Origin of the sequence: Streptomyces sp. NPDC001568, assembly GCF_042893755.1 — a bacterium.
GTDB lineage: Bacteria > Actinomycetota > Actinomycetes > Streptomycetales > Streptomycetaceae > Streptomyces.
In genome coordinates, this window is sequence record NZ_JBIAVF010000012.1 from 54998 (window position 1) to 75767 (window position 20770).

Sequence of the window (20770 nt, forward strand, 5' to 3'; positions counted from 1 at the left end):
TGTGGCGACCAAGAACATTCCCGATCCCGGTTTCTCCGACGACGACGGCACCGCCGATCCCCGACTGAGCGCGGCCCTGGCCGCCTGGGCCGAGGACCGCGCGGCCGAGCCGCAGGTGCTCGCGGCCCTGAAGGACGCCCGCCTGCTGGTGCCCGTCGTGGCGATGCTCGGCGAGGTCGAGATCGACCCCGCGACCGGCCTCAAGCGTGAGAAGACCAGCGACATGGCCGTCCCCACCCTGACGGCCGGCGACCGACGGGCCCTGCCGGCCTTCACCTCGATCGCCTCGCTCGCCCTGTGGGACCCGGCCGCCCGGCCGGTGGCCGTCCCCCTGCACCAGGCCCTCGCCGCCGCCGCGCACGAGAAGGCCGACACCATCGTCGTCGACCTGGCCGGTCCCGTTCCCTACCAGCTCACCGGCTCCGCCCTGCTGGCGCTGGCCGAGGGCCGCACCGACGCCGGCCCGCTGGCCGACCCCGCCGTTCGGGAGGCCGTACGGGCCGTCGTGGCGGCGGATCCCGCCGTGGTCCGCGCCCAGCTGGTCCGCTCCGGCGCCGGCTCCGACGGCACCCTCGCCGTGGTGCTCTCCGACGAGGCCGGCCACCGGCCCGAGGCCGCCGCCCGCCGGGTGGCCGAGGCGCTGGCCGCGGACGAGACCCTGCGCGGCAGGCTCGTACGGGGCCTGGACCTGGCGCTGCTCGGGCCGCAGGGCCCCGTCCCGCCGGGGGAGCCGCTCTTCAGCCGCTGACCGGCGCCCGACACGCACACGAACGAGGGCCCGGCCCCCCGGAACCTTCCGGGGGGCCGGGCCCTCGCGCCGTACGGAACGGCGGGTGCGGCGCGGTGGATCGGGCGCTCCGGATCAACCGCCCCGGATCAGGCGTAGACGGGACCGGTGAACTTCTCGCCCGGACCCTGTCCCGGCTCGTCCGGCACGATCGAGGCCTCGCGGAAGGCCAGCTGGAGCGACTTCAGTCCGTCGCGCAGCGGAGCCGCGTGGAAGGAGCTGATCTCGGTGGCGCTCGCCGTGACCAGGCCCGCGAGGGCGGTGATCAGCTTGCGGGCCTCGTCGAGGTCCTTGTGCTCCGAGTCCGGCTTGTCCAGGCCCAGGTTGACCGCCGCGGCGCTCAGCAGGTGGACGGCCACCGTCGTGATGACCTCGACGGCGGGGACGTCCGCGATGTCGCGGGTCATCTCGTCGTAGTCGGGGGCGTCGGAGGGGCCGGGGGAGGCGAAAGTGGAATCGGAGGGCGTCGCGTCAGTCATACGCCCCACGATATGCCGTGCGGCAGGCTTGCAACGCGGGTGCTAGTATGTACTTCGACCGGCCGGACACCTGTGTGCCCGGCCCACAAGTGGAGGCTCCCTCCCACCTGACCGCCCTCCGGGGAGGCAGGTCTTCCGGTCAGGCGGTATCCATCGTTCCGTACGGACGATGGAAAGCTGCCCGAGTTTGCGCCCCGCGGTTCGCACGCGGCGGTGCTCCGGTTGTTTTGGAGCCCCTGCCTGTGCCCGGCGGGGCTTTTTTCATTCTCCGCCGCGGTAGGTCGGACGACAAATGACGTCAGCGGCTGCCTGCCAGGCAGTCGTGTGGTGCTACCGAGGAGGATCCATCAGCACCGAGCCCCGCATCAACGACCGGATTCGCGTTCCCGAGGTTCGACTCGTCGGTCCCAGCGGCGAGCAGGTCGGCATCGTGCCGCTTGCCAAGGCGCTTGAACTGGCGCAGGAGTACGACCTCGACCTGGTCGAGGTCGCGGCGTCCGCACGCCCGCCGGTCTGCAAGCTCATGGACTACGGCAAGTTCAAGTACGAGTCGGCCATGAAGGCCCGTGAGGCGCGCAAGAACCAGGCGCACACGGTCATCAAGGAAATGAAGCTCCGGCCGAAGATCGACCCGCACGACTATGACACCAAGAAGGGTCACGTCGTTCGGTTCCTCAAGCAGGGCGACAAGGTCAAGATCACGATCATGTTCCGTGGTCGCGAGCAGTCCCGGCCGGAACTCGGCTACCGACTGCTGCAGCGTCTGGCTTCGGACGTCGAGGACCTCGGGTTCATCGAGTCGAACCCGAAGCAGGACGGCCGAAACATGATCATGGTCCTCGGTCCGCACAAGAAGAAGACCGAGGCCATGGCCGAGGCCCGCGAGGCGCAGGCCGCCCGCAAGGCCGAGCGCCAGGGTGTCGCCTACACCGACGAGGGCGTCGCCTTCACCGACGACGAGGCTCCTTCCGAGGACGCCCCGTCCGAGGTGCAGGAGACCGAGGCCGTCGCCGACAAGGCAGTCGCCGAAGAGGCGCCTGCCGACGAGACGAACGCCCAGGCCTGATTCCGGGGCAGCCCGTCTCGGACCACCGACACAACATGACGCTCCCGAAGCCGGTCCGCAGTGGACCGGTGGGAGCGTTACCGACGAGGAGATAACGGCGCTATGCCGAAGAACAAGACGCACAGCGGTTCCAAGAAGCGCTTCAAGATCACCGGCTCCGGCAAGGTGCTCCGTGAGCGCGCCGGCAAGCGCCACCTGCTCGAGCACAAGTCGTCCCGTGTCACCCGCCGCCTGACCGGCACCGCGGAGATGGCCCCCGGCGACGCCGCGAAGATCAAGAAGCTTCTCGGCAAGTGACGTTCGCCGCTCCCCTTCCGGGAGCGGAACGTCAAGACCGGGACCCCATCGAATTCGGGCCGTGTGAAGACAACCACGGCCCCGCTACAAGGAGTTAAAAAGTGGCACGCGTCAAGCGGGCAGTAAACGCCCACAAGAAGCGCCGGGCGATCCTCGAGGCGGCCTCCGGCTACCGCGGTCAGCGTTCGCGCCTGTACCGCAAGGCCAAGGAGCAGGTCACCCACTCGCTGGTCTACAACTTCAACGACCGCAAGAAGCGCAAGGGCGACTTCCGTCAGCTGTGGATCCAGCGCATCAACGCCGCTGCCCGCCAGAACGGCATGACGTACAACCGCCTCATCCAGGGTCTGAAGGCCGCCAACATCGAGGTGGACCGCAAGATCCTCGCGGAGCTGGCCGTCAACGACGCCAACGCGTTCGCCGCCCTCGTCGAGGTCGCGCAGAAGGCCCTCCCGGCCGACGTCAACGCGCCGAAGGCCGCTGCCTAAAGCCTCGCCGGCCGCGTCACGCGGCCGGCAACCGCGGACCCGCAGGCTTCTCGCCTGCGGGTCCGCGTGCTTTCCCCGCCCGGACCCCGTAGAGAGAACCGCTGAGACCCATGGGCTACCCCGACGAGCTGATCTCCCCCCGATCCCCGCGGGTGGCCGCAGCCAGGCGCCTGGCGCGGCGCAACTTCCGCACCAAGGAGCGCCGGTTCATCGCGGAGGGCCCGCAGGCCGTCCGCGAGGCCGTCGAGCACCGCGGCCCCCAGGGGCCGACCCTGATCGAGCTGTTCGTCACCGTCGAGGCCGCCGAGCGCTACGCCGACATCGTCGAGGCCGCCCTGCTCTCCGGGGCCCGCGTGCACCACGCCTGCGACGAGGTCCTCGCCGAGGTGTCCCAGACCGTCACCCCGCAGGGTCTCGTCGGCGTCTGCCACTTCCTCGACTCGCCCTTCGAGGAGATCCTCAAGGCCGGACCCAAACTGGTGGCCGTCCTCGCGCACGTCCGCGACCCCGGCAACGCCGGTACCGTCCTGCGCTGCGCCGACGCCGCGGGCGCCGACGCGGTGGTCCTCACCGACGCCTCCGTGGACCTGTACAACCCCAAGTCCGTACGCGCCTCCGTCGGCTCCCTCTTCCACCTCCCGGTGGCGGTCGGCGTCCCCGTCGAGCAGGCCGTGGACGGGCTGCGGGCGGCCGGCGTGCGGATCCTCGCGGCCGACGGGGCCGGCGAGGACGACCTCGACGCCGAACTGGACGCGGGCACCATGGGCGGCCCCTCGGCCTGGGTCTTCGGCAACGAGGCCTGGGGCCTGCCCGAGGAGACCCGCGCGCTTGCGGACGCCGTCGTGCGGGTACCGATCCACGGCAAGGCGGAGAGCCTGAACCTGGCGACGGCCGCCGCCGTGTGTCTCTACGCGTCCGCGCGAGCACAGCGGGCGCCCGGAGGGTGCCGCTCCGTGACCCCCAGCTAGTAATGTGACGGCCCGGGGGCCCACTGCGGTACTCGGAGATGTGGGGTACGGGGACATGACCGTCGGTACGAACAGCCTGCCGGGAGCCGCGGCCGGGGCCGGGCAGCGACCCGGGGACGCCCCCGGACCGCACGGCCCGGCCGTCGCCGTCCCCGACGGCCTGCCCGGCGTACCGCACCAGGCGGGCGCCCCCGGAGCCGACGGCGGTGCCGGATACGGTCTCGACCCCGACGACCTGCCCGACGGTCTCGTCGTCGCCGACCACGCGGGCCGGGTCATCTGCTTCAACCGGGCCGCCGGCCGGATGACCGCCACCGACCCCCGCCAGGCCCTCGGCAGCCGCATCGACCGCGCGCTGCCCCTGGAGGACCTCGAAGGCCGCCGCTGGTGGGCCCTGACCGACCCCTACGGCGGCCTCGCCACCCGGCGCGGACAGCCCGAGCGCAACCTCCTGCTGCCGGGCGGGCGCGAGGTACTGGTGTCCGCCCGTTACGTGCGCACCCATCCCACCGGCCCGGTGAGCCGCCTCGTCGTGACCCTGCGCGGCACCGAGGCCCGCCGCCGCACCGAGCGCAGCCACGCCGAGCTGATCGCCACCGTCGCCCACGAACTGCGCTCCCCGCTGACCTCCGTGAAGGGGTTCACCGCGACCCTGCTCGCCAAGTGGGAGCGGTTCACCGACGACCAGAAGCGGCTCATGCTGGAGACCGTCGACGCCGACGCCAACCGTGTCACCCGGCTGATCGCCGAGCTCCTCGACATCTCCCGCATCGACTCCGGTCGCCTCGAAGTGCGCCGCCAGCCCGTCGACCTCGCCGCCGCCGTGGGGCGACACGTCCAGGCCCTCATCGCGAACGGCCAGACCCCCGAACGGTTCCTCGTCCGGGTCTGCCGACCCCTGCCCGACCTGTGGGCCGATCCCGACAAGATCGACCAGATCCTCGGCAACCTGCTCGAAAATGCGGTGCGCCACGGAGACGGAACGGTCACCATCGACGTGTCGCCGCACGAGAAGGGAACCGCCGTCACCGTGACCGACGAAGGGCCCGGGATCCCCGAGGAGTCGATGGGCCGCGTGTTCACCCGTTTCTGGCGGGGGAGCAAGCGCGGTGGCACCGGCCTGGGCCTGTACATCGTCAAGGGCATCGTGGAGGCCCACGGCGGCACCATCACCGTCGGCCGCGGGCCCGGCGGCGGCGCCCGGTTCCGATTTATCCTGCCCGTCGCCGCCCCGGCCTACCTCACGCAGTAAGACCGCGCGGGATCTCGCCAGGCGGCCCACGGGCGCCTCACACCCCCGACGACCTTTAGACTCGTCCTTTGGCACCTTTGTGTCCACGTGCCGATCGCGGCGAGACGTTTCGATCGAGTCGTGCGGGGACCACCAGCCAGCCATCGGAAGTACGGGAAGAGATGTCGGCACCGAACAAGTCGTACGACCCTGTCGAGGTCGAGGCACTGAAACCGGAAGAGATCGAGCGCATGCGGGACGAGGCGCTCGCCGCCTTCGCGTCCGCCGGCGACCTCGACGAGCTCCGCGAGGCGAAGACCGCGCACATGGGCGACCGCTCGCCCCTGGCGCTCGCCAACCGTGAGATCGGCGCCCTGCCGCCCCAGGCCAAGGCCGAGGCGGGCAAGCGCGTCGGTCAGGCCCGTGGCGCCGTGAACAAGGCCTTCGGGGCCCGCACGGTCGAGCTGGAGGCCGAGCGCGACGAGCGGGTGCTGGTCGAGGAGGCGGTGGACGTCACGCTGCCCCACGACCGGATCCCCGCCGGCGCCCGCCACCCCCTGACCACGCTGATGGACCGCATCGCGGACATCTTCGTGGCCATGGGGTACGAGGTCGCCGAGGGCCCCGAGGTCGAGGCGGAGTGGTTCAACTTCGACGCCCTCAACTTCACGCCCGACCACCCCGCGCGCCAGATGCAGGACACCTTCTTCGTCCGGGGGCCGGAAGGCACCGAGGGCGACGAGTCGGGCGTCGTGCTGCGCACCCACACCTCCCCGGTGCAGGCGCGCTCGCTGCTGGAGCGCAAGCCCCCCGTCTACATCGTCTGCCCCGGTCGCGTGTACCGGACCGACGAGCTCGACGCGACGCACACCCCGGTGTTCCACCAGGTCGAGCTGCTCGCCGTCGACGAGGGCCTGACCATGGCGGACCTCAAGGGCACCATGGACCACATGGTCCAGGAGCTGTTCGGCGAGGGCACCACCACGCGCCTGCGCCCGCACTTCTTCCCCTTCACCGAGCCGTCCGCCGAGATGGACATGCAGTGCTACGTGTGTCGCGGCGCGTCGGTGGGCAACCCCGACCGTCCCTGCCGCACCTGCTCCAGCGAGGGCTGGATCGAGCTCGGCGGCTGCGGCATGGTCAACCCCAAGGTGCTGACCGCCTGCGGCGTGGACCCGGAGAAGTACAGCGGGTTCGCCTTCGGCTTCGGCATCGAGCGGATGCTGATGTTCCGTCACAACGTGGAAGACATGCGAGACATGGTGGAGGGTGACGTTCGCTTCACCCGGCCGTTCGGGAGTGAGATCTGATGCGCGTCCCGCTTTCCTGGCTGCGGGAGTACGTCGACCTCCCCGCAGGTGAAACCGGCCGCGACGTGGCCGCCAAGCTCGTCGACGCCGGCCTCGAGGTCGAGACCGTCGAGCAGCTCGGCGGTGGCCTCAAGGGCCCCCTCGTCGTCGGCAAGGTCCTGACGATCGAGGAGCTCGACGGCTTCCGCAAGCCGATCCGCTTCTGCACGGTCGACGTCGGCGCGGCCAACGGCACCGGCGAACCGCAGGAGATCGTCTGCGGCGCCCGGAACTTCGCCGTCGGCGACAAGGTCGTCGTGGTCCTGCCCGGCGCCGTCCTGCCCGGGGACTTCGCGATCGCCTCGCGCAAGACCTACGGCAAGACCTCGCACGGCATGATCTGCTCGGGCGACGAGCTCGGCATGGGCGACGACGGCACGCACGGCATCATCGTGCTGCCGCCCGAGTACGAGGTCGGCACCGACGCGATCGAGCTGCTCCAGCTCGTCGACGAGGTCCTCGACATCGACATCACCCCGGACCGCGGCTACTGCATGTCGATGCGCGGTGTGGCCCGCGAGGCCGCCACCGCCTACGGCCTGCCGCTGCGCGACCCGGCGCTGCTCGACGTCCCGGCGCCCAACTCCTACGGCTACCTGGTCAAGATCGACGACCCGGCCGGCTGCGACCGCTTCACCGCCCGCACGGTGACCGGCCTCGACCCCGAGGCCCGGTCGCCGATCTGGCTCACGCGCCGCCTCCAGAAGGCGGGCATGCGCCCGATCTCGCTCGCGGTCGACGTCACCAACTACGTCATGTTGGAGCTGGGCCAGCCGCTGCACGCCTACGACCGCTCCCGTCTCGACGGCGCCATCGGCGTCCGCCGCGCGGAGCAGGGCGAGAAGTTCACCACCCTCGACGGCGTCAAGCGCACCCTCGATGCCGAGGACCTGGTGATCACCGACAACAGCGGCCCGATCGGGCTCGCCGGTGTCATGGGCGGCGCCAACACCGAGATCGCCGACTCCGTCACCGACCCCGAGACCGGGCAGGTCACGGGCACCACGGACGTCGTCATCGAGGCCGCCCACTTCGACGCCATCGCGATCTCGCGCACCGCCCGCCGCATGAAGCTCTCCTCCGAGGCCTCCAAGCGCTTCGAGCGGGGCGTCGACCCGCAGGCCGCCGCCGCGGCCGCCCAGCGGACCGTCGACCTGCTCGTGCTGCTCGCGGGCGGCACCGCCGAGGCCGGGGTCACCGAGCTCACCGCACCGGGCGCCCCGCGCACCGTCGCGATGAGCGCCGACCACCCCGACCGCGTCGCGGGCATGGACTACGGCCGCGAGACCGTCGTCCGTCGCCTCCAGGAGATCGGCTGCGACGTCTACGGCCAGGACGAGCTCGTCGTCACCGTCCCCTCGTGGCGGCCCGACCTCGCCGAGCCCAACGACCTCGCCGAGGAGGTCATCCGGCTGGAGGGCTACGGGAACCTCCCGTCCACCCTCCCGCAGGTGCCCTCCGGTCGCGGTCTGACCGCCCGGCAGCAGTTGCACCGCCGGGTCGGCCGCGCGCTGGCCGGCTCCGGCTACGTCGAGGCCCTGAGCTACCCGTTCATCGGCGAGCAGGTCTTCGACCAGCTCCAGCTCCCGGCCCACGACGTCACCCGCCAGGTCGTCAAGCTGGTCAACCCGATCTCCGACGAGGAGCCGGCGCTGCGCACCACGCTGCTGCCGGGTCTGCTCGGCGCGCTGCGCCGCAACGACAGCCGGGGCAGCCACGACCTCGCGCTCTTCGAGACCGGTTCGGTCTTCCGGGCCGCCGCGCGGCCGGGCGTCGCCGTACGACTGCCCGTCGACCGGCGTCCCACCGACGAGGAGATCGAGACCCTGAACGCGGCCCTGCCCGCGCAGCCGCGGTACGCCGCGGTCGTGCTGGCCGGTGGCCGCGAGCAGGCCGGCTGGTGGGGCAAGGGCCGCCCGGCCGACTGGGCGGACGCGGTCCAGGCCGCCCGGGCGCTGGCCGTCGAGGCGGGCACCGAACTGGTCGTCCGTCAGGGCCAGTACGGTCCGTGGCACCCCGGCCGGTGCGCCGAGCTCGTCGTCACCCTGGACGGGGTGGAGACGGTCATCGGCCACGCGGGCGAGCTGCACCCCCGGGTCGTCAAGGCGATGGGCCTGCCGGCCCGCACCAGCGCGATGGAGCTCGACCTCGACCGCCTCGCGGCGGCCGGTGGCGAGGCCCTTCAGGCACCCCGGATCTCCACCTTCCCGGTGGCGACCCAGGACGTCGCGCTGATCGTCGACGCGTCCGTGCCGGCCGCCTCCGTGGAGGCCGCGCTGCGCAAGGGAGCGGGTGAACTGCTGGAGTCCCTGCGGCTGTTCGACGTGTTCACCGGCGAGCAGGTCGGCGCGGGCAAGAAGTCGCTGGCCTACGCGCTGCGTTTCCGCGCGTCCGACCGCACGCTGACGGCCGAGGAGTCCACGGCCGCCCGCGATGCGGCGGTGGCGCTGGCCGCGGAGCGGACCGGAGCGGTGCTGCGCGGCGCGTGAGCGCGCCGATGTAGGTGGAAGCAGGCAGGCAGGGGCACCTCCGGGACACCGGAGGTGCCCCTGCCGCTTTTCCGGGGCCGGCACCCCAGCTCACTCGTTCGGGTGAGAAGCCCGGAGGCCCGCGTCCGGTACGTCCGCAGGTCGACACAATCGTTGCGGCCGCAGGGCCGGAGGGGAGCGACCGACGGATGATCACGCGCGGGGAGACGCCCCCGGCACGCCGGGCGGACGTCACGGCCCGGGCCGGCGCCGCGATGGCGTCACTGCCGCACGACCGGGGAGCGCGGGGCTGCGGGGTGCCGCGGTCCGGCGGAACGCTCGTCCCGCACGCCGGAGCGGCCGAGGCCGCCCGGGACGGACAGGGCCGGTCCTTCCCGCTGCGCCGCGTCCTCGAACAGGCGCCGGCGCTCACGCCCGCGCGGCTGGTCGCGGGCGTGCACGCCGCGCCGGCGCGCCGCACCGGCGGGCGGTTCGCCGACGGCGTCGCCCCGCCGGCGCCGCGCGACGACCGTGTCCGACCGACCCGGCCCTGCCCACCCGTACCGGCGTGACCGGACCCCGACTTCGGACCGGACCGTTCACCACCGGCACCGGTGGCGCCGCTCCGCACCGGGCCGGTGGACGGGCCCGGTGCGGATACGGCCCGGCTGCCGGGGCCCGGCGACCAACCGGGGCCCGCGGCAGCCGTGGCGCGCCGCCCGCCTGCCATGGAGTGTCGGGCAGACAGCAAGGCGGGCGGCGCGGTGTCGGGTCGTCGCACTGTACGAGGGGGAGCCGACGACCCGAGCGGCCTCATTGGCGAGGCTCTTCAGTGAAGCGCGCCGGGCCCCCTCCGCGGCAGGGTGCGGATCGCATTTATGCGCGTACTCGATTCGCACCCCGTGTGAATCGGACGCACTGCGCCCCGCGTGAAGTACCCACCCGCTAGCCTGAATTCCGACGAGCCCTTGGAGGGCCCATGCAGCCCAACGCCCTGCTCGACGCCCTCCTCGCCGAGGCGGCCATGTCCCACGCCGGACTCGCCGCGCACGTGAACCAGGCGGGCCGGACCCGAGGACTCGCGCTGCGCTACGAACACACCGCGGTCTCCCGGTGGTTGAAGGGGCAGCGGCCGCGCGGCCAGGTGCCCGACCTGATCTGCGAGGTGCTCGGGGGACGCCTGCACCGCCCCCTGGCCCTCGACGACATCGGGCTCGGTCTGCCCGACCGGCCCGCCCCGCACACGGCCGGACTCAGCGGTTTCGTGGACCGCGCCACCGCCCTGTGGCGCTCCGACGAACTGGGGCGGCCCGGGCAGCTCACCGCCGAGGCGGTCACCGGCACCCCGGCCGTCATCCCGGTGTGGGAGTGGGAGAACCCGCCGGAGGACGCGGACGTGTCCCGGGAGGGGCCGCACCGGATCGGGCCCGAGCACATCGAGATCCTGCGGGCCGCCCGCGCGCACTACGAGCTGATGTACCGGCGGGCCGGCGGTGTCGCCACCCGGGACCGGATCGTGCGCTTCCTCGGCAACGAGACGGCCCCGATGCTGCGCGGCGGTTACCCCGACCCGGTCGGGCGCCTGCTGTACCGGGCCACCGGCTCGCTGGTGGCGGTGGCGGGGATCTGCGCGTACGACTCCGACGCCCACGGGCTGGCCCAGCGCTACTTCCACCAGGCGCTGCGCCTGGCGAAGGCCAGCGGGGACCGGGGGCTCGGCGCGTACGTGATCGCCCTGCTGGTCAACCAGTCCCTGCACCTGCGCGACCACCGGCAGGCCGTCGCCTTCGCCGAGGCCGCGCTGCGGGCCGCCGGCCGGCACACCACCCCGGCGCTGGCCGCCGACCTGTACGCGATGCAGGCCAAGGCGTACGCCCGACTCGGGGAGACGGCGGCGGCGTTGTCCTGCATCCGGCGCGCCGAGGCCGCGGCGGGCCGGATCCGGCCGGGTACCGAGCCCGATGAGACCGGGTACGTGCAGCCCGGGCTGGTGAACGTACAGGTCGCCGAGGCGTTGCTGAGCCTGGGCGACCTGCGGGCGGCGCACGCGCAGGCCGTCGAGGCCGTGGCCACCCCGGCGCACGACCGGGGTCGGGTGCACCGGCTGGCGATGCTGTGCGAGATCCAGCTGAGGCAGGGCGAGGCGGACGGGGCGGTGGCGGCGGCGGCCGAAATGGCCGAGCGGGCCAAGGGCATGGAGTCGCTGCGGCTGCGCGACCGGCTGCGAACGGTCCGCGAAAAGCTGTTGACCAGCGGTTCGGCGGGTGCGGAGGAGACGGCCCACCTGATCGACGAGGCGCTGCGCGTTCCCCTGTGAGGACGTGAGCTGCTGCGATGTTGCCACCAACCGAACCGAAAGGTGGCAATACCGTGCAGTGGACGAACCTGAGTGAGCAAACCGTGTACAAGAACCGCTGGTTCGACGTGAACCTCGCCGACGTGGAACTCCCCGACGGCCGGCACCTGGACCACTTCGTCATCAGGCTGCGGCCGGTCGCCGTCGCCACCGCCGTCAACGAGGCCGACGAGGTGCTGCTGCTGTGGCGGCACCGGTTCATCACCGACAGCTGGGGCTGGGAGCTCCCGGCCGGGGTCGTCGAGGACGGCGAGGACATCGCGTGCGCGGCGGCCCGGGAGATGGAGGAGGAGTCGGGCTGGCGGCCGGGCCCGCTGCGGCACCTGATGACCGTCGAGCCGTCCAACGGCCTGACGGACGCCCGCCACCACCTCTACTGGGCGGACGGCGCGACCTGGACAGGGCACCCGCAGGACGCGTTCGAGTCCTCGCGCCGCGAGTGGGTCCCGCTCGAACAGGTGCCGGAGATGATCGCGCGCGGGGAGATCCCGGCCGCCAACATGGCGGCCGGGCTGCTCCTGCTGCACCACCTGCGACTGGGCCGCCCGTAGGGAGGCCCCCGTCACGTCCTAGCCGTACGGGTAGAAGCCCGAGCCGGTCTTGCGGCCGAGGCGGCCGGCGTCGACCATGCGCTGGAGCAGCGGGGGAGCGGCGTACAGCGGCTCCTTGTACTCGGCGTACATCGAGTCGGCGATGGAGGCGATGGTGTCCAGGCCGATCAGGTCGGACAGCTTGAGCGGGCCCATCGGGTGGGCGCAGCCCAGTTCCATGCCGTTGTCGATGTCCTCGCGGCTCGCGATGCCGGACTCGAACATCCGGATCGCGGACAGCAGGTACGGCACGAGCAGCGCGTTGACGACGAAGCCGGAACGGTCCTGGGCGCGGACCGCGTGCTTGCCGAGCACGTCCCGCACCAGGGCCTCGGCCCGCTTGACGGTCTCCTCGCCGGTGGTCAGCGCGGGGATCAGCTCGACGAGCTTCTGCACCGGTGCCGGGTTGAAGAAGTGGATGCCGATGACCTGGTCCGGACGCGAGGTCGCGACGGCCAGCTTCACCAGCGGGATGGAGGAGGTGTTGGAGGCGAGGATCGCGTCCGGGCGGGTGATCACCTGGTCGAGGACCTGGAAGATCTCCGTCTTGACCTGCTCGTTCTCGACGACCGCCTCGATGACGAGGTCGCGGTCGGCGAACTCGCCGAGGTCCGTGGTGAAGCTGAGGCGGGCCAGGGTGGCGTCCCGCTCCTCGTCGCTGATCTTGCCGCGTTCGGCGGCCTTGGTCAGGGAGTTGTGCAGCCGGGTCCGCCCGATCTCCAGCGCCTCGCCGGTGGTCTCGGCGACCATCACCTCAAGACCGCTGCGGGCGCACACCTCGGCGATGCCCGCGCCCATCTGGCCACAGCCCACCACGCCGACCCGGGTGATGTCGGTCGGGAGGGTAGAGAGGTCCGTCACGTCGTGCCTTTCGCTGCTCATCCATCGCGGGTCCCCCGTACTCGACAGTGGTAACTGCGTTCCGACGCCCGCCACGCCCCCCGACGTTACCCCCGACGTTGAGCGAAGTGGCGGGCCGGGGCGGGCATGCTGGGCGCACGCAACGCATTGTCACGGAACGGAACGGAGTCGTCACATGACGTACATCGGACGGCGGAAGCTACTGGCCGGAGCGGCGGGGGCGCTGGCCTCCACGGCGGTGGCCGGCCCGGCGGCCGCGGTGCGCGGGAGCGCGGCGCCGGGGGAGCGGGTGGCTGTGCCCGGGGAGCGGGCGGTGGCGGAGCGGGCGGCGGACCGGGGGCCGGACCGTGAGTTCCGCGGCATGTGGATCGCCTCCGTGGAGAACGTGGACTGGCCCTCCAGGAGCGGGCTGTCGGCAGCGGCGCAGCGCGCGGAGCTGCTCTCGTTGCTGGACACCGCCGTCGAGCGCCGACTGAACGCGGTGATCCTCCAGGTCCGGCCCACGGCCGACGCGATGTGGCCCTCGACGCGGGAGCCCTGGTCGCAGTGGCTGACCGGGCAGCAGGGCCGCGACCCGGGTTGGGACCCGCTGGGCACCGCGGTCACCGAGGCCCACGCGCGCGGCCTGGAGCTGCACGCCTGGTTCAATCCGTACCGCGTCGCCAACCACACCGATCCCGGCCGGCTGGTCGCCACGCACCCCGCGCGCCGCAACCCCGGCTGGACCGTCCCGTACGGCGGCAAGCTCTACTACAACCCCGGGCTGCCGCAGGTCCGCGACTTCGTGCAGCGGGCGATGCTCGAAGCCGTCGAGCGCTACCCGGTCGACGGGGTGCACTGGGACGACTACTTCTACCCGTACCCGGTCGCCGGGCAGTACTTCGACGACGACGAGGCCTTCGAGCAGTACGGCTCCGGCTTCGCCTCGCGCGCCGACTGGCGCCGCGACAACACCGACACCCTCGTGCGCGAGATGGCGCAGAAGCTGCGCGCGGTGCGGCCGGCCGCCCGCTTCGGGGTCAGCCCGTTCGCGGTGTGGCGCAACTCGGACCGGGACCCCCTGGGCTCGCCGACCCGGGCGGGCGTGGCGACGTACGACGACCTCTACGCGGACACCCGCAAGTGGGTCACCCAGGGTTGGCTCCACTACATCGCGCCGCAGGCGTACTGGCACATCGGCCATCCGACCGCCGACTACGCCGCCATCGTGCCCTGGTGGGCGGACGCCGTGCGGGGCACGGGGGTCGACCTGTACGTGGGGGAGGCCCTGTACCGCTGCGACGCCCGCAGCACCACGCCCGCCTGGCGGGACCCGGCGGAACTGTCCCGCCACGTGAGGCTGGCCCGGGACCGAGCGGAGGTCCGCGGCCACGTCTACTTCTCGGCGAAGCAGGTGGTCGCGGACCCCAACGGAGCGATGGCCAGGGTCATCGCCGACCATTACCCGACAGTCGTGCCGCCGCGCTGAACCCGGTGCCGCCGGTCAGCCGGCGGGGTCGGCGGGGTGCCGGACCACGCAGTCGGGTCCGGGAGCCATGAGCGCTTCGTGCCCGTCCTGGAAGCGGACCCGGTAGGGCGGGGTTCCGTTCTCCCCCAGGATCTGGGTGATCTCGCCGACCTTGTCGTTCTGTCCGACCACCCTGCCGTGCTGCACGATCTGGTCGCCCTCGGTGGCATGCATAGTGACCTCCTCGACGGTGGTCCGATCCGATCCGGTGATAGCAGTTTAGGGCGGTTCGCTGCTATTTGACCCGCTGGGTCGCGGTGATGCAGACGAGCACGGCGCAGGCGGCCAGCGGGGTGGCGGGGGACATTTCCTCGCCCAGCAGGACCACCGACCACAGCAGGGTCAGCAGCGGCTGGGCGAGCTGGAGCTGGCTGGCGCGCGGGGCCCCGATCGCGGCCATCCCGCGGTACCAGACGTACAGACCGAGGAAGGTGGATCCGGCCGCCGCCCAGACCAGCCCGATCAGACCGTGGCCGGTGAGGTGGACCGGCTCGTACGCGAGACCGAGCGCGGATCCGGCCGCGCTGAGCGGCAGGCACAGCACCAGGGCCCAGCCGATCACCTGCCAGCCCGGCAGCGTCCGCGCGAGCCGGGCGCCCTCGGTGTACCCGGCGGCGCACACCAGCAGCGCCCCGAACAGGTAGGCGTCCCCGGTCGACACGCTGCCGCCGCTCTGGGCGAGGGTGAAGCCGAGCACGATCGCGGCCCCGGCGACGGCCGCCGCCCAGAACCGCCGCGAGGGGCGGGCGCCGGTGCGCAGCGCGGACAGCGCGGCGGTGGTCAACGGCAGCAGCCCGACGACGACGGCCGCGTGCGAGGTGGTGGAGGTCCGCAGGGCCAGGGTGGTCAGCAGCGGGAAGCCGACCACCACCCCGCCCGCCACGACGGCGAGCCCCGCCCAGTGCTCGCGGGCGGGCGGCCGGACCCGGCCGGCGAGCAGGAAGACGCCGGCGATGGCCGCGGCGAGGAGACTGCGCAGCGCGACGAGCGACCAGGGGCCGAAGCTCTCCAGGCCCCAGGCGGTGGCGGGGAAGGTCAGCGAGAACGCCACGACTCCGAGCAGGGCGAGCAGCGTGCCCGAGCGGCCGGCGGCGGTGCCGGTACCGCTTCCCGTGCCGGCGTCGGTGCCGTTTTCCGTGCCCGCGCCGTGTCCCGGACCCGAGCCGTTTTCCGTGCCCGAGGCCGTGCCCGCGCCGGTTCCGGCCGCGGGTCCCGGGCCGGCGGTGGGCCGGACCGCTATCGAGGTGGGGCGAGTAGCGCTATTCTGTGCTGTCATGTATGAGCGTAGCAGTGTGGCGGAACTCGCGGAATGCCTGAAGTCGGAGCTCGACCGCTACCCGGTGGGTGGAAAGCTGCCGTCGAGCCGGGCCCTGGTGGAGCGGTTCCGGGTCAGCCCCGTCACCGTGACCCGGGCGCTGGCCCAGCTCGCCGCCGAGGGACTGGTCGTCACCCGTCCCGGCGCCGGGGCGTTCCGTTCCCGGCCGCGTACGACGGCGCCCGCGCCGGCCGACACCTCCTGGCAGGAGGTCGCCCTGAGCGCCGAGGGGGCCGGGGACGTCGTGCCGCGTTCGGTGGACGCCTCCGGGGTGATGATCTCGCTCACCGCGCCGCCGCCCGGGGTCATCGAGCTCAACAGCGGCTACCTGCACCCCTCGATGCAACCCGAGCGGGCCATGGCGGCGGCCCTGGCCCGGGCCGGACGCCGGCCCGGGGCGTGGGGGCGCCCGCCCGTGGAGGGGCTGCCCGAGCTGCGCGACTGGTTCGCCCGGGAGATCGGCGGCGCCGCCGGGTCCGTGCGCGCCGCCGACGTACTGATCTCGGCGGGCGGGCAGAGCGCCCTCACCACCGCCCTGCGGGCACTGGCCCCGCCCGGCAGCCCGGTCCTGGTCGAGTCGCCCACCTACCCCGGGCTGCTGGCCATCGCCCGCTCCTCGGGCTGCCGGCCCGTGCCGGTCCCGGTCGACGCCGACGGGGTCCGGCCGGAACTCCTGGCCGCCGCCTTCGAAGCGACGGGCGCGCGGGTCTTCGTGTGCCAGCCGGTGTTCCAGAACCCGACCGGGGCGGTGCTGTCCGCCGCGCGGCGGCCCGAGGTGCTGCGGATCGCGCGGGCCGCCGGCGCCTTCGTGGTGGAGGACGACTACGCCCGCCACCTGGCCCACGACGACAGCGGCCCGCTGCCCGCCACCCTCGCCTCGGAGGATCCGGACGCCGTGGTGGTGCACGTCCGCTCCCTCACGAAGCCCACCTCGCCCAGCCTGCGGGTCGGGGCCATCGCCGCCCGCGGCCCCGTGCTGGACCGGCTGCGGGCCATCCAGGTCGTGGACAACTTCTTCGTGTCCCGGCCCCTCCAGGAAGCCGCCCTCGAACTGGTCGGGGCGCCCGCCTGGCCCCGTCACCTGCGGGCCGTCGCCGCCGAACTGCGCCACCGCCGGGACGTGCTCGCCGGCGCCCTGCGCCGGGAACTTCCCTCCGTCGAGCTGCCCCATCTGCCGTCCGGTGGCTACCAGTTGTGGGTGCGGCCCGGGGGTCCGGGCGACGACTTCGACTTCGCGGCGACGGCCCTGCGCGCCGGGGTCGCCGTCGCCCCGGGCCGCCCCTACTTCTGTGCGGAGCCGCCGGCCCCGTACGTCCGCCTCAGCTTCGCCGGCGTCCCGGGATCCGATGAACTCGTGCAGGCCGTGGAGCGGTTGCGGGCCGCCCTCGACCGGGAGGCGGGTCGCGGTGATCAAACCGGTTGAGAGCCCCGGGGCGCCCTCCTAACCTGCGGGCATGACCGGTACGCAGATCAACTCGCTGGCCCGTTTCCCGGAACTGGCCTCCCGCCTCGACGAGATGGAGGACTCCTGGCCGGAGTTCGCCACGCACGACCCGCTCGCCTGGCTGCTCTACCCGAGCATCGTCACCGAGTTCCCGGAGTTCGTCTGGGTCGCGACCGAGGGCGACGAGGTGGTGGCCCGGGCCTACGCCGTGCCCTTCGCCCTGCACGCGACCGGACGGGACGGGGTGTTGCCCGGCCAGGGTTGGGACCGCGTCCTGATGTGGGCCTTCTCCGACCACCGGCGCGGCGTCCGCCCCGACACGCTCAGTGCCATCGAGGTCAGTGTCGCCGTCGGTCGGCAGGGCGAGGGCCTCTCCGCCCGGATGTTGGCCGTCATGCGCGAGGCCGCCGGCGCCGCCGGGTTCGCGGAACTGGTGGCGCCGGTCCGGCCGAACGGCAAACCCGCGGAGCCGGACGCGCCGATGGCGGAGTACGCGTACCGGACCCGCGAGGACGGTCTGCCGTACGACCCGTGGCTGCGGGTGCACGTGCGGGCGGGAGGGGTGATCGACTCGGTGGCCCCGCTGTCGATGACGATCAACGGCGCCCTCGACGAGTGGCGCGAGTGGACGGGGCTGCCCTTCGACGAGCCGGGCCCCGTCCACGTGCCCGGGGCGTTGGCGCCCGTCCACTGCGACCCGGAGCGGGGCCACGCGGTCTACGTGGAACCGAACGTGTGGGTCCGGCACGGGCTCGGCGCCACCGGGACGACCGCCGCGATTCAGAACAGCATGACCGGGGCGGTCGCCGAGGAGGCGAGGTAGATCCCGCCGATGCCGGCGTAGGTCGCCCGGTAGCCGCGCAGGATCTCGTCCAGCGGGATGGTCAACCGCGGCGGGCTGTCGCAGCGCGCCGCCCCGAACTGGTCGGTGACGGCGGTGCACAGCTGTCGGCCGCCGAGGGTGGTGAAGGTGACGGGTACGCCGTCGAGCCCGGCGGGGGCGTCGGTGATCCGGACGGTGGCGTTCAGGTTCTTCACGCCGAACAGCAGGCCGTTGAGCTTCGCCGGTCCGGCGCCCGCCAACGTGGCGACGGCGGGCCGGACCCGGTCGGGGGTGTCGCAGAGCTGCGGTCCCGCGGCGAAGACCTGACCGGTGGGGCAGGCGTGCACGGTGGCGACCCCGGCCGCGCACTGCACGTAGAAGCGGTGGTCCTGGGGCCTCGGCAGCCGTCCGTCGGCCCCGCACTCCCCGACGCCGGCCGCGGCGGCACCGGCCGCGGGTGCGGCGCCGGCCGGTGCGACGGCGAGTCCCAGTGCGAGCAGTGCTCCGGCGGCGGCCGCGGTGATTCCCCGGTGGATGCGTGACACCATTCCCCCTGTAACCGTGAGTAACGAGCTGGATGCGTTGCGACTATATGCATGGCCGTCCGGTGGGCACAACGGGATCCGGGGTAGTTCGCCCGTGCGAGCGTCCGGTAGTTTGAACGCGTTCAGTCGAACGGGTTCACCGATGCGGACGGGTGTCCGGGGCGAGGGGGCGGCCGTGGGGGCCGGAGCGGTGACGGGCGGGGGAGCGCACGCCGTGATCGGTGACGGCGCCCGCGAGTGGGCCCACCCGTGGCAGTACGCCCTCGCCGTGTGCGCGGTGCTGTCCCCCGTGCCGCCGGCGCTCGGCTGGAACCCCTTCATGGACGGACCCGGCTACCCGGTGGTCTGCGCCGTGACGGCCGGGCTCATCGCGCTGCCGCTCCTCCTCGGCCGGCGCCGGGCCTCCTTCGTGCGGGCGGCCGGCGTCGTCGGGGCGGTCGTGGTGCCCTGGTCGGTGCTCGGGTCCCTCGGCGGGATGATGGTCTTCCTCCTGTCGGCCCCGCTGTTGTGGCTGGCCGCCGTCGCCGACCCCCGTCGGCGGCCCTTGGGCGGGCTCGTCGCGGCCGGGGTCGGGGCCCTGCTGGTCGTCGCGATGGTGACCGTTCCCGGCTTCTGGTGGCGGCGGGGCTGAGCGGGTCGGCCCCAGCGGGGTGTGCGCCCGTCGCGGGTCAGCCGCCGACGGTGACGACGATCTTGCCGACCTGGCCGCCCGCCTCCATGTACCGGTGCGCCTCGGCGATCGCGTCCAGCTCGAAGCACCGGTCCACCACCGGCCCGAAGGCCCCCGTGAGCAGTCCCGACCGGACGAACTCCTCGGCCCGGCGCAGTCGTTCCGGGTCGCCGGTCGTCTCGTGGACGGTGTACGTCCGCATGTTCAGCGCGGGCATGCCGAGCTCGAACCCCGGATACGGGGTGGCCCGACCGCTCACTGCCCCGTACAGGAGGAGCGTTCCGCCGGGGGCCGTCACCCGGGCCAGGTCCACCACGCCGGGGCCGGCGACGGCGTCGAAGACGAGTTCCGCGCCCCTCCCCGCCGTGATCGCGCGCACCCGCTCGACGATGTCCTCCTCGTCGGTCACGATCACCTCGGCCGCCCCCGCCCTGAGGAGTGCCTCCCGCTTGGCCCGGCCGCGGGTCGCGGCCACGGGCACGGCGCCCACGCGGCGAGCCGTTCGGATCGCGGCCAGCCCCACGCTGCTGGAGGCGGCGGTCAGTACGACGGTGTCCCCGGCGCGCATCCCGCCGACCTCCACGAGCGCCCCGTAGGCCGTCAGGTACGGCATCCACACGGCCGCGCCGGTGATGGCGTCGAGGCCATCGGGGCGGTGCAGGACGGCGTGGGCGGGAACGAGGGCGCGTTCGGCGTAGACGCCGTGGTCGTTCATCGAGAACGCGGGGATGACGCTGATCGGATCGCCGGGGGCGAAGCCCGTCACCCGCGAGCCGACGGCTTCGACGGTGCCCGCCGCCTCCGTGCCGAGCCGGGCGGGGAACTCCTTGACCGGTTCGATGTAGTCGCCGCTGCGGAAGAGGACCTCGGCCCGGTTGAGCCCGATCGCCTCCACCCGGATCAGGACCTCGTCGGGGCCGGGCGGGCCCACCTCGAGGTCCTCCAGCCGCAGTACGTCCGGACCGCCGTGTTCGTGGAACCGCACCGTTCTCGTCATCACGCTCCCCCTTCGCCCGCGGCGGTGCGGAGGGTGCGCCGCCGTCACTCCCCACCCAAGCCCAAAGTACGGCCGCTGTCAAACTTCGACAGTCATCATACTTCGACCGCCGTCGTAGGATGATGGCCGGGGGGCGGAGTACGAGGAGAGCGGTGGCAGCAGTGCGAAGGACCGGGCAAGAACGCGTACCGCCCCACCCGGACATCGGGGAGATCGCCCTCCAGCAGTTGCTGGAGGCGCTCGTCGACCCCGTACGCCGGCGCATCGTCGGTGAGTTGCACGCCGCCGACGGGGACCTCGCCTGCGGTGCGATCGACCTGCCGGTCGGCAAATCGACCGCCACCCACCACTTCCACGTACTGCGCGAGGCGGGGCTCATCCGCCAGTACTACGTCGGCACCTCGCGCATGAACTCACTGCGCCGCGAGGAGGTCGACGAGGCGTTCCCCGGCCTCCTCGCCGCGCTGGTGGCCCGACCCGAACGGGGCTGACGCGACCCGGCCGGGAGCTCCCGGCCGGTCCCGCCGGG

General features: G+C 73.1%; 22 protein-coding genes. 16 read left to right on the top strand and 6 right to left on the bottom strand.

The features are described from left to right. The first annotated feature begins 1 nt into the window (after position 1). Positions 2-748, top strand: a complete 747-nt coding sequence (locus tag ACFY0I_RS22535) for an SseB family protein (RefSeq protein WP_388898623.1) — start codon at positions 2-4, stop codon at positions 746-748. 128 nt (positions 749-876) lie between these two features. Here ACFY0I_RS22535 and ACFY0I_RS22540 read toward each other — a convergent pair whose 3' ends face one another. After that, positions 877-1266, bottom strand: a complete 390-nt coding sequence (locus ACFY0I_RS22540) for a DUF1844 domain-containing protein (RefSeq protein ID WP_388898625.1) — start codon at positions 1264-1266, stop codon at positions 877-879. A gap of 322 nt (positions 1267-1588) precedes the next feature. On the opposite strand from ACFY0I_RS22540, the gene infC reads away from it, so the two are divergent. The 10 genes from infC to ACFY0I_RS22590 all read left to right on the top strand — a co-directional run bounded on the left by infC (position 1589) and on the right by ACFY0I_RS22590 (position 12040). Further along, positions 1589-2332 (top strand): translation initiation factor IF-3, encoded by a 744-nt coding sequence (infC, locus tag ACFY0I_RS22545; RefSeq protein WP_388899161.1) that lies wholly within the window; start codon positions 1589-1591, stop codon positions 2330-2332. Positions 2333-2434: 102 nt separating this feature from the next. Beyond that, positions 2435-2629, top strand: a complete 195-nt coding sequence (rpmI, locus tag ACFY0I_RS22550) for a 50S ribosomal protein L35 (RefSeq protein WP_030387121.1) — start codon at positions 2435-2437, stop codon at positions 2627-2629. Positions 2630-2730: 101 nt separating this feature from the next. Beyond that, positions 2731-3117, top strand: a complete 387-nt coding sequence (rplT, locus tag ACFY0I_RS22555) for a 50S ribosomal protein L20 (protein WP_007263143.1) — start codon at positions 2731-2733, stop codon at positions 3115-3117. A gap of 110 nt (positions 3118-3227) precedes the next feature. Beyond that, the gene (locus tag ACFY0I_RS22560; RefSeq protein WP_388898628.1) at positions 3228-4085 is read left to right on the top strand and encodes a TrmH family RNA methyltransferase; all 858 of its coding nucleotides are present in this window, start codon (positions 3228-3230) and stop codon (positions 4083-4085) included. 55 nt (positions 4086-4140) lie between these two features. Further along, positions 4141-5337 carry an ATP-binding protein gene (locus tag ACFY0I_RS22565; RefSeq protein ID WP_388898631.1) on the top strand — a complete coding sequence of 399 codons (1197 nt, stop codon included), beginning with the start codon at positions 4141-4143 and terminating at the stop codon, positions 5335-5337. Between the two features lie 161 nt (positions 5338-5498). Next, entirely contained in the window at positions 5499-6626 is a 1128-nt protein-coding gene (gene pheS, locus ACFY0I_RS22570; protein WP_388898634.1) for a phenylalanine--tRNA ligase subunit alpha, read from the top strand. Continuing rightward, on the top strand, positions 6626-9154 hold the full coding sequence (gene pheT / locus ACFY0I_RS22575; protein ID WP_388898637.1) for a phenylalanine--tRNA ligase subunit beta: 2529 nt from the start codon (positions 6626-6628) through the stop codon (positions 9152-9154). The genes pheS and pheT overlap by 1 nt, the downstream gene beginning before the upstream one ends. A gap of 188 nt (positions 9155-9342) precedes the next feature. Further along, entirely contained in the window at positions 9343-9705 is a 363-nt protein-coding gene (locus ACFY0I_RS22580; protein WP_388898640.1) for a hypothetical protein, read from the top strand. A gap of 407 nt (positions 9706-10112) precedes the next feature. Next, positions 10113-11450, top strand: coding sequence for a transcriptional regulator (locus tag ACFY0I_RS22585; RefSeq protein ID WP_388898643.1), 1338 nt, complete (start codon positions 10113-10115; stop codon positions 11448-11450). 53 nt (positions 11451-11503) lie between these two features. Beyond that, entirely contained in the window at positions 11504-12040 is a 537-nt protein-coding gene (locus ACFY0I_RS22590; protein WP_388898646.1) for an NUDIX hydrolase, read from the top strand. An 18-nt stretch (positions 12041-12058) separates the two neighbouring features. Here the strand turns inward: ACFY0I_RS22590 and ACFY0I_RS22595 are convergent, their stop codons facing one another. Continuing rightward, complete coding sequence (locus tag ACFY0I_RS22595) at positions 12059-12961, bottom strand: 3-hydroxybutyryl-CoA dehydrogenase (RefSeq protein WP_388898649.1); 903 nt, start codon at positions 12959-12961, stop codon at positions 12059-12061. Between the two features lie 154 nt (positions 12962-13115). Here ACFY0I_RS22595 and ACFY0I_RS22600 point away from each other — a divergent pair, with 154 nt between their 5' ends. Next, positions 13116-14408 carry a glycoside hydrolase family 10 protein gene (locus ACFY0I_RS22600; RefSeq protein ID WP_388898652.1) on the top strand — a complete coding sequence of 431 codons (1293 nt, stop codon included), beginning with the start codon at positions 13116-13118 and terminating at the stop codon, positions 14406-14408. Between the two features lie 15 nt (positions 14409-14423). On the opposite strand, the gene ACFY0I_RS22605 is transcribed toward ACFY0I_RS22600, so the two are convergent. Together ACFY0I_RS22605 and ACFY0I_RS22610 are read right to left on the bottom strand one after the other, a co-directional pair. Next, complete coding sequence (locus tag ACFY0I_RS22605) at positions 14424-14621, bottom strand: DUF1918 domain-containing protein (protein ID WP_388898655.1); 198 nt, start codon at positions 14619-14621, stop codon at positions 14424-14426. A gap of 61 nt (positions 14622-14682) precedes the next feature. Then, positions 14683-15723, bottom strand: coding sequence for a DMT family transporter (locus tag ACFY0I_RS22610; protein WP_388898657.1), 1041 nt, complete (start codon positions 15721-15723; stop codon positions 14683-14685). Between ACFY0I_RS22610 and ACFY0I_RS22615 the strand changes: the two genes are divergently transcribed. Beyond that, complete coding sequence (locus ACFY0I_RS22615; protein ID WP_388898660.1) at positions 15722-17185, top strand: PLP-dependent aminotransferase family protein; 1464 nt, start codon at positions 15722-15724, stop codon at positions 17183-17185. The genes ACFY0I_RS22610 and ACFY0I_RS22615 overlap by 2 nt on opposite strands. A gap of 31 nt (positions 17186-17216) precedes the next feature. Beyond that, a complete protein-coding gene (locus tag ACFY0I_RS22620; protein WP_388898662.1) occupies positions 17217-18029 on the top strand; it encodes an N-acetyltransferase in 813 nt (270 codons plus the stop codon). Here the strand turns inward: ACFY0I_RS22620 and ACFY0I_RS22625 are convergent. After that, entirely contained in the window at positions 17987-18577 is a 591-nt protein-coding gene (locus ACFY0I_RS22625) for a chitin binding peritrophin-A domain-containing protein (protein ID WP_388898665.1), read from the bottom strand. The genes ACFY0I_RS22620 and ACFY0I_RS22625 overlap by 43 nt on opposite strands. 139 nt (positions 18578-18716) lie before the next feature. On the opposite strand from ACFY0I_RS22625, the gene ACFY0I_RS22630 reads away from it, so the two are divergent. Beyond that, a complete protein-coding gene (locus tag ACFY0I_RS22630) occupies positions 18717-19205 on the top strand; it encodes a hypothetical protein (RefSeq protein ID WP_388898668.1) in 489 nt (162 codons plus the stop codon). Positions 19206-19242: 37 nt separating this feature from the next. Here ACFY0I_RS22630 and ACFY0I_RS22635 read toward each other — a convergent pair whose 3' ends face one another. Then, positions 19243-20241, bottom strand: a complete 999-nt coding sequence (locus tag ACFY0I_RS22635) for a zinc-dependent alcohol dehydrogenase family protein (protein ID WP_388898670.1) — start codon at positions 20239-20241, stop codon at positions 19243-19245. A 122-nt stretch (positions 20242-20363) separates the two neighbouring features. Here ACFY0I_RS22635 and ACFY0I_RS22640 point away from each other — a divergent pair, with 122 nt between their 5' ends. Beyond that, positions 20364-20732 (top strand): ArsR/SmtB family transcription factor, encoded by a 369-nt coding sequence (locus ACFY0I_RS22640; protein ID WP_388899164.1) that lies wholly within the window; start codon positions 20364-20366, stop codon positions 20730-20732. Positions 20733-20770: the final 38 nt, after the last annotated feature.

What these genes read in the sequence shown, in the direction of transcription:
- ACFY0I_RS22540 (WP_388898625.1), bottom strand. Translation starts at nt 1,266, where the DNA reads ATGACTGACGCGACGCCCTCCGATTCCACTTTCGCCTCCCCCGGCCCC.
- rpmI (WP_030387121.1), top strand. Translation starts at nt 2,435, where the DNA reads ATGCCGAAGAACAAGACGCACAGCGGTTCCAAGAAGCGCTTCAAGATC.
- ACFY0I_RS22560 (WP_388898628.1), top strand. Translation starts at nt 3,228, where the DNA reads ATGGGCTACCCCGACGAGCTGATCTCCCCCCGATCCCCGCGGGTGGCC.
- ACFY0I_RS22565 (WP_388898631.1), top strand. Translation starts at nt 4,141, where the DNA reads ATGACCGTCGGTACGAACAGCCTGCCGGGAGCCGCGGCCGGGGCCGGG.
- pheS (WP_388898634.1), top strand. Translation starts at nt 5,499, where the DNA reads ATGTCGGCACCGAACAAGTCGTACGACCCTGTCGAGGTCGAGGCACTG.
- pheT (WP_388898637.1), top strand. Translation starts at nt 6,626, where the DNA reads ATGCGCGTCCCGCTTTCCTGGCTGCGGGAGTACGTCGACCTCCCCGCA.
- ACFY0I_RS22580 (WP_388898640.1), top strand. Translation starts at nt 9,343, where the DNA reads ATGATCACGCGCGGGGAGACGCCCCCGGCACGCCGGGCGGACGTCACG.
- ACFY0I_RS22585 (WP_388898643.1), top strand. Translation starts at nt 10,113, where the DNA reads ATGCAGCCCAACGCCCTGCTCGACGCCCTCCTCGCCGAGGCGGCCATG.
- ACFY0I_RS22595 (WP_388898649.1), bottom strand. Translation starts at nt 12,961, where the DNA reads ATGAGCAGCGAAAGGCACGACGTGACGGACCTCTCTACCCTCCCGACC.
- ACFY0I_RS22600 (WP_388898652.1), top strand. Translation starts at nt 13,116, where the DNA reads ATGACGTACATCGGACGGCGGAAGCTACTGGCCGGAGCGGCGGGGGCG.
- ACFY0I_RS22605 (WP_388898655.1), bottom strand. Translation starts at nt 14,621, where the DNA reads ATGCATGCCACCGAGGGCGACCAGATCGTGCAGCACGGCAGGGTGGTC.
- ACFY0I_RS22615 (WP_388898660.1), top strand. Translation starts at nt 15,722, where the DNA reads ATGTATGAGCGTAGCAGTGTGGCGGAACTCGCGGAATGCCTGAAGTCG.
- ACFY0I_RS22610 (WP_388898657.1), bottom strand. Translation starts at nt 15,723, where the DNA reads ATGACAGCACAGAATAGCGCTACTCGCCCCACCTCGATAGCGGTCCGG.
- ACFY0I_RS22620 (WP_388898662.1), top strand. Translation starts at nt 17,217, where the DNA reads ATGACCGGTACGCAGATCAACTCGCTGGCCCGTTTCCCGGAACTGGCC.
- ACFY0I_RS22625 (WP_388898665.1), bottom strand. Translation starts at nt 18,577, where the DNA reads ATGGTGTCACGCATCCACCGGGGAATCACCGCGGCCGCCGCCGGAGCA.
- ACFY0I_RS22630 (WP_388898668.1), top strand. Translation starts at nt 18,717, where the DNA reads ATGCGGACGGGTGTCCGGGGCGAGGGGGCGGCCGTGGGGGCCGGAGCG.
- ACFY0I_RS22635 (WP_388898670.1), bottom strand. Translation starts at nt 20,241, where the DNA reads ATGACGAGAACGGTGCGGTTCCACGAACACGGCGGTCCGGACGTACTG.
- ACFY0I_RS22640 (WP_388899164.1), top strand. Translation starts at nt 20,364, where the DNA reads ATGGCCGGGGGGCGGAGTACGAGGAGAGCGGTGGCAGCAGTGCGAAGG.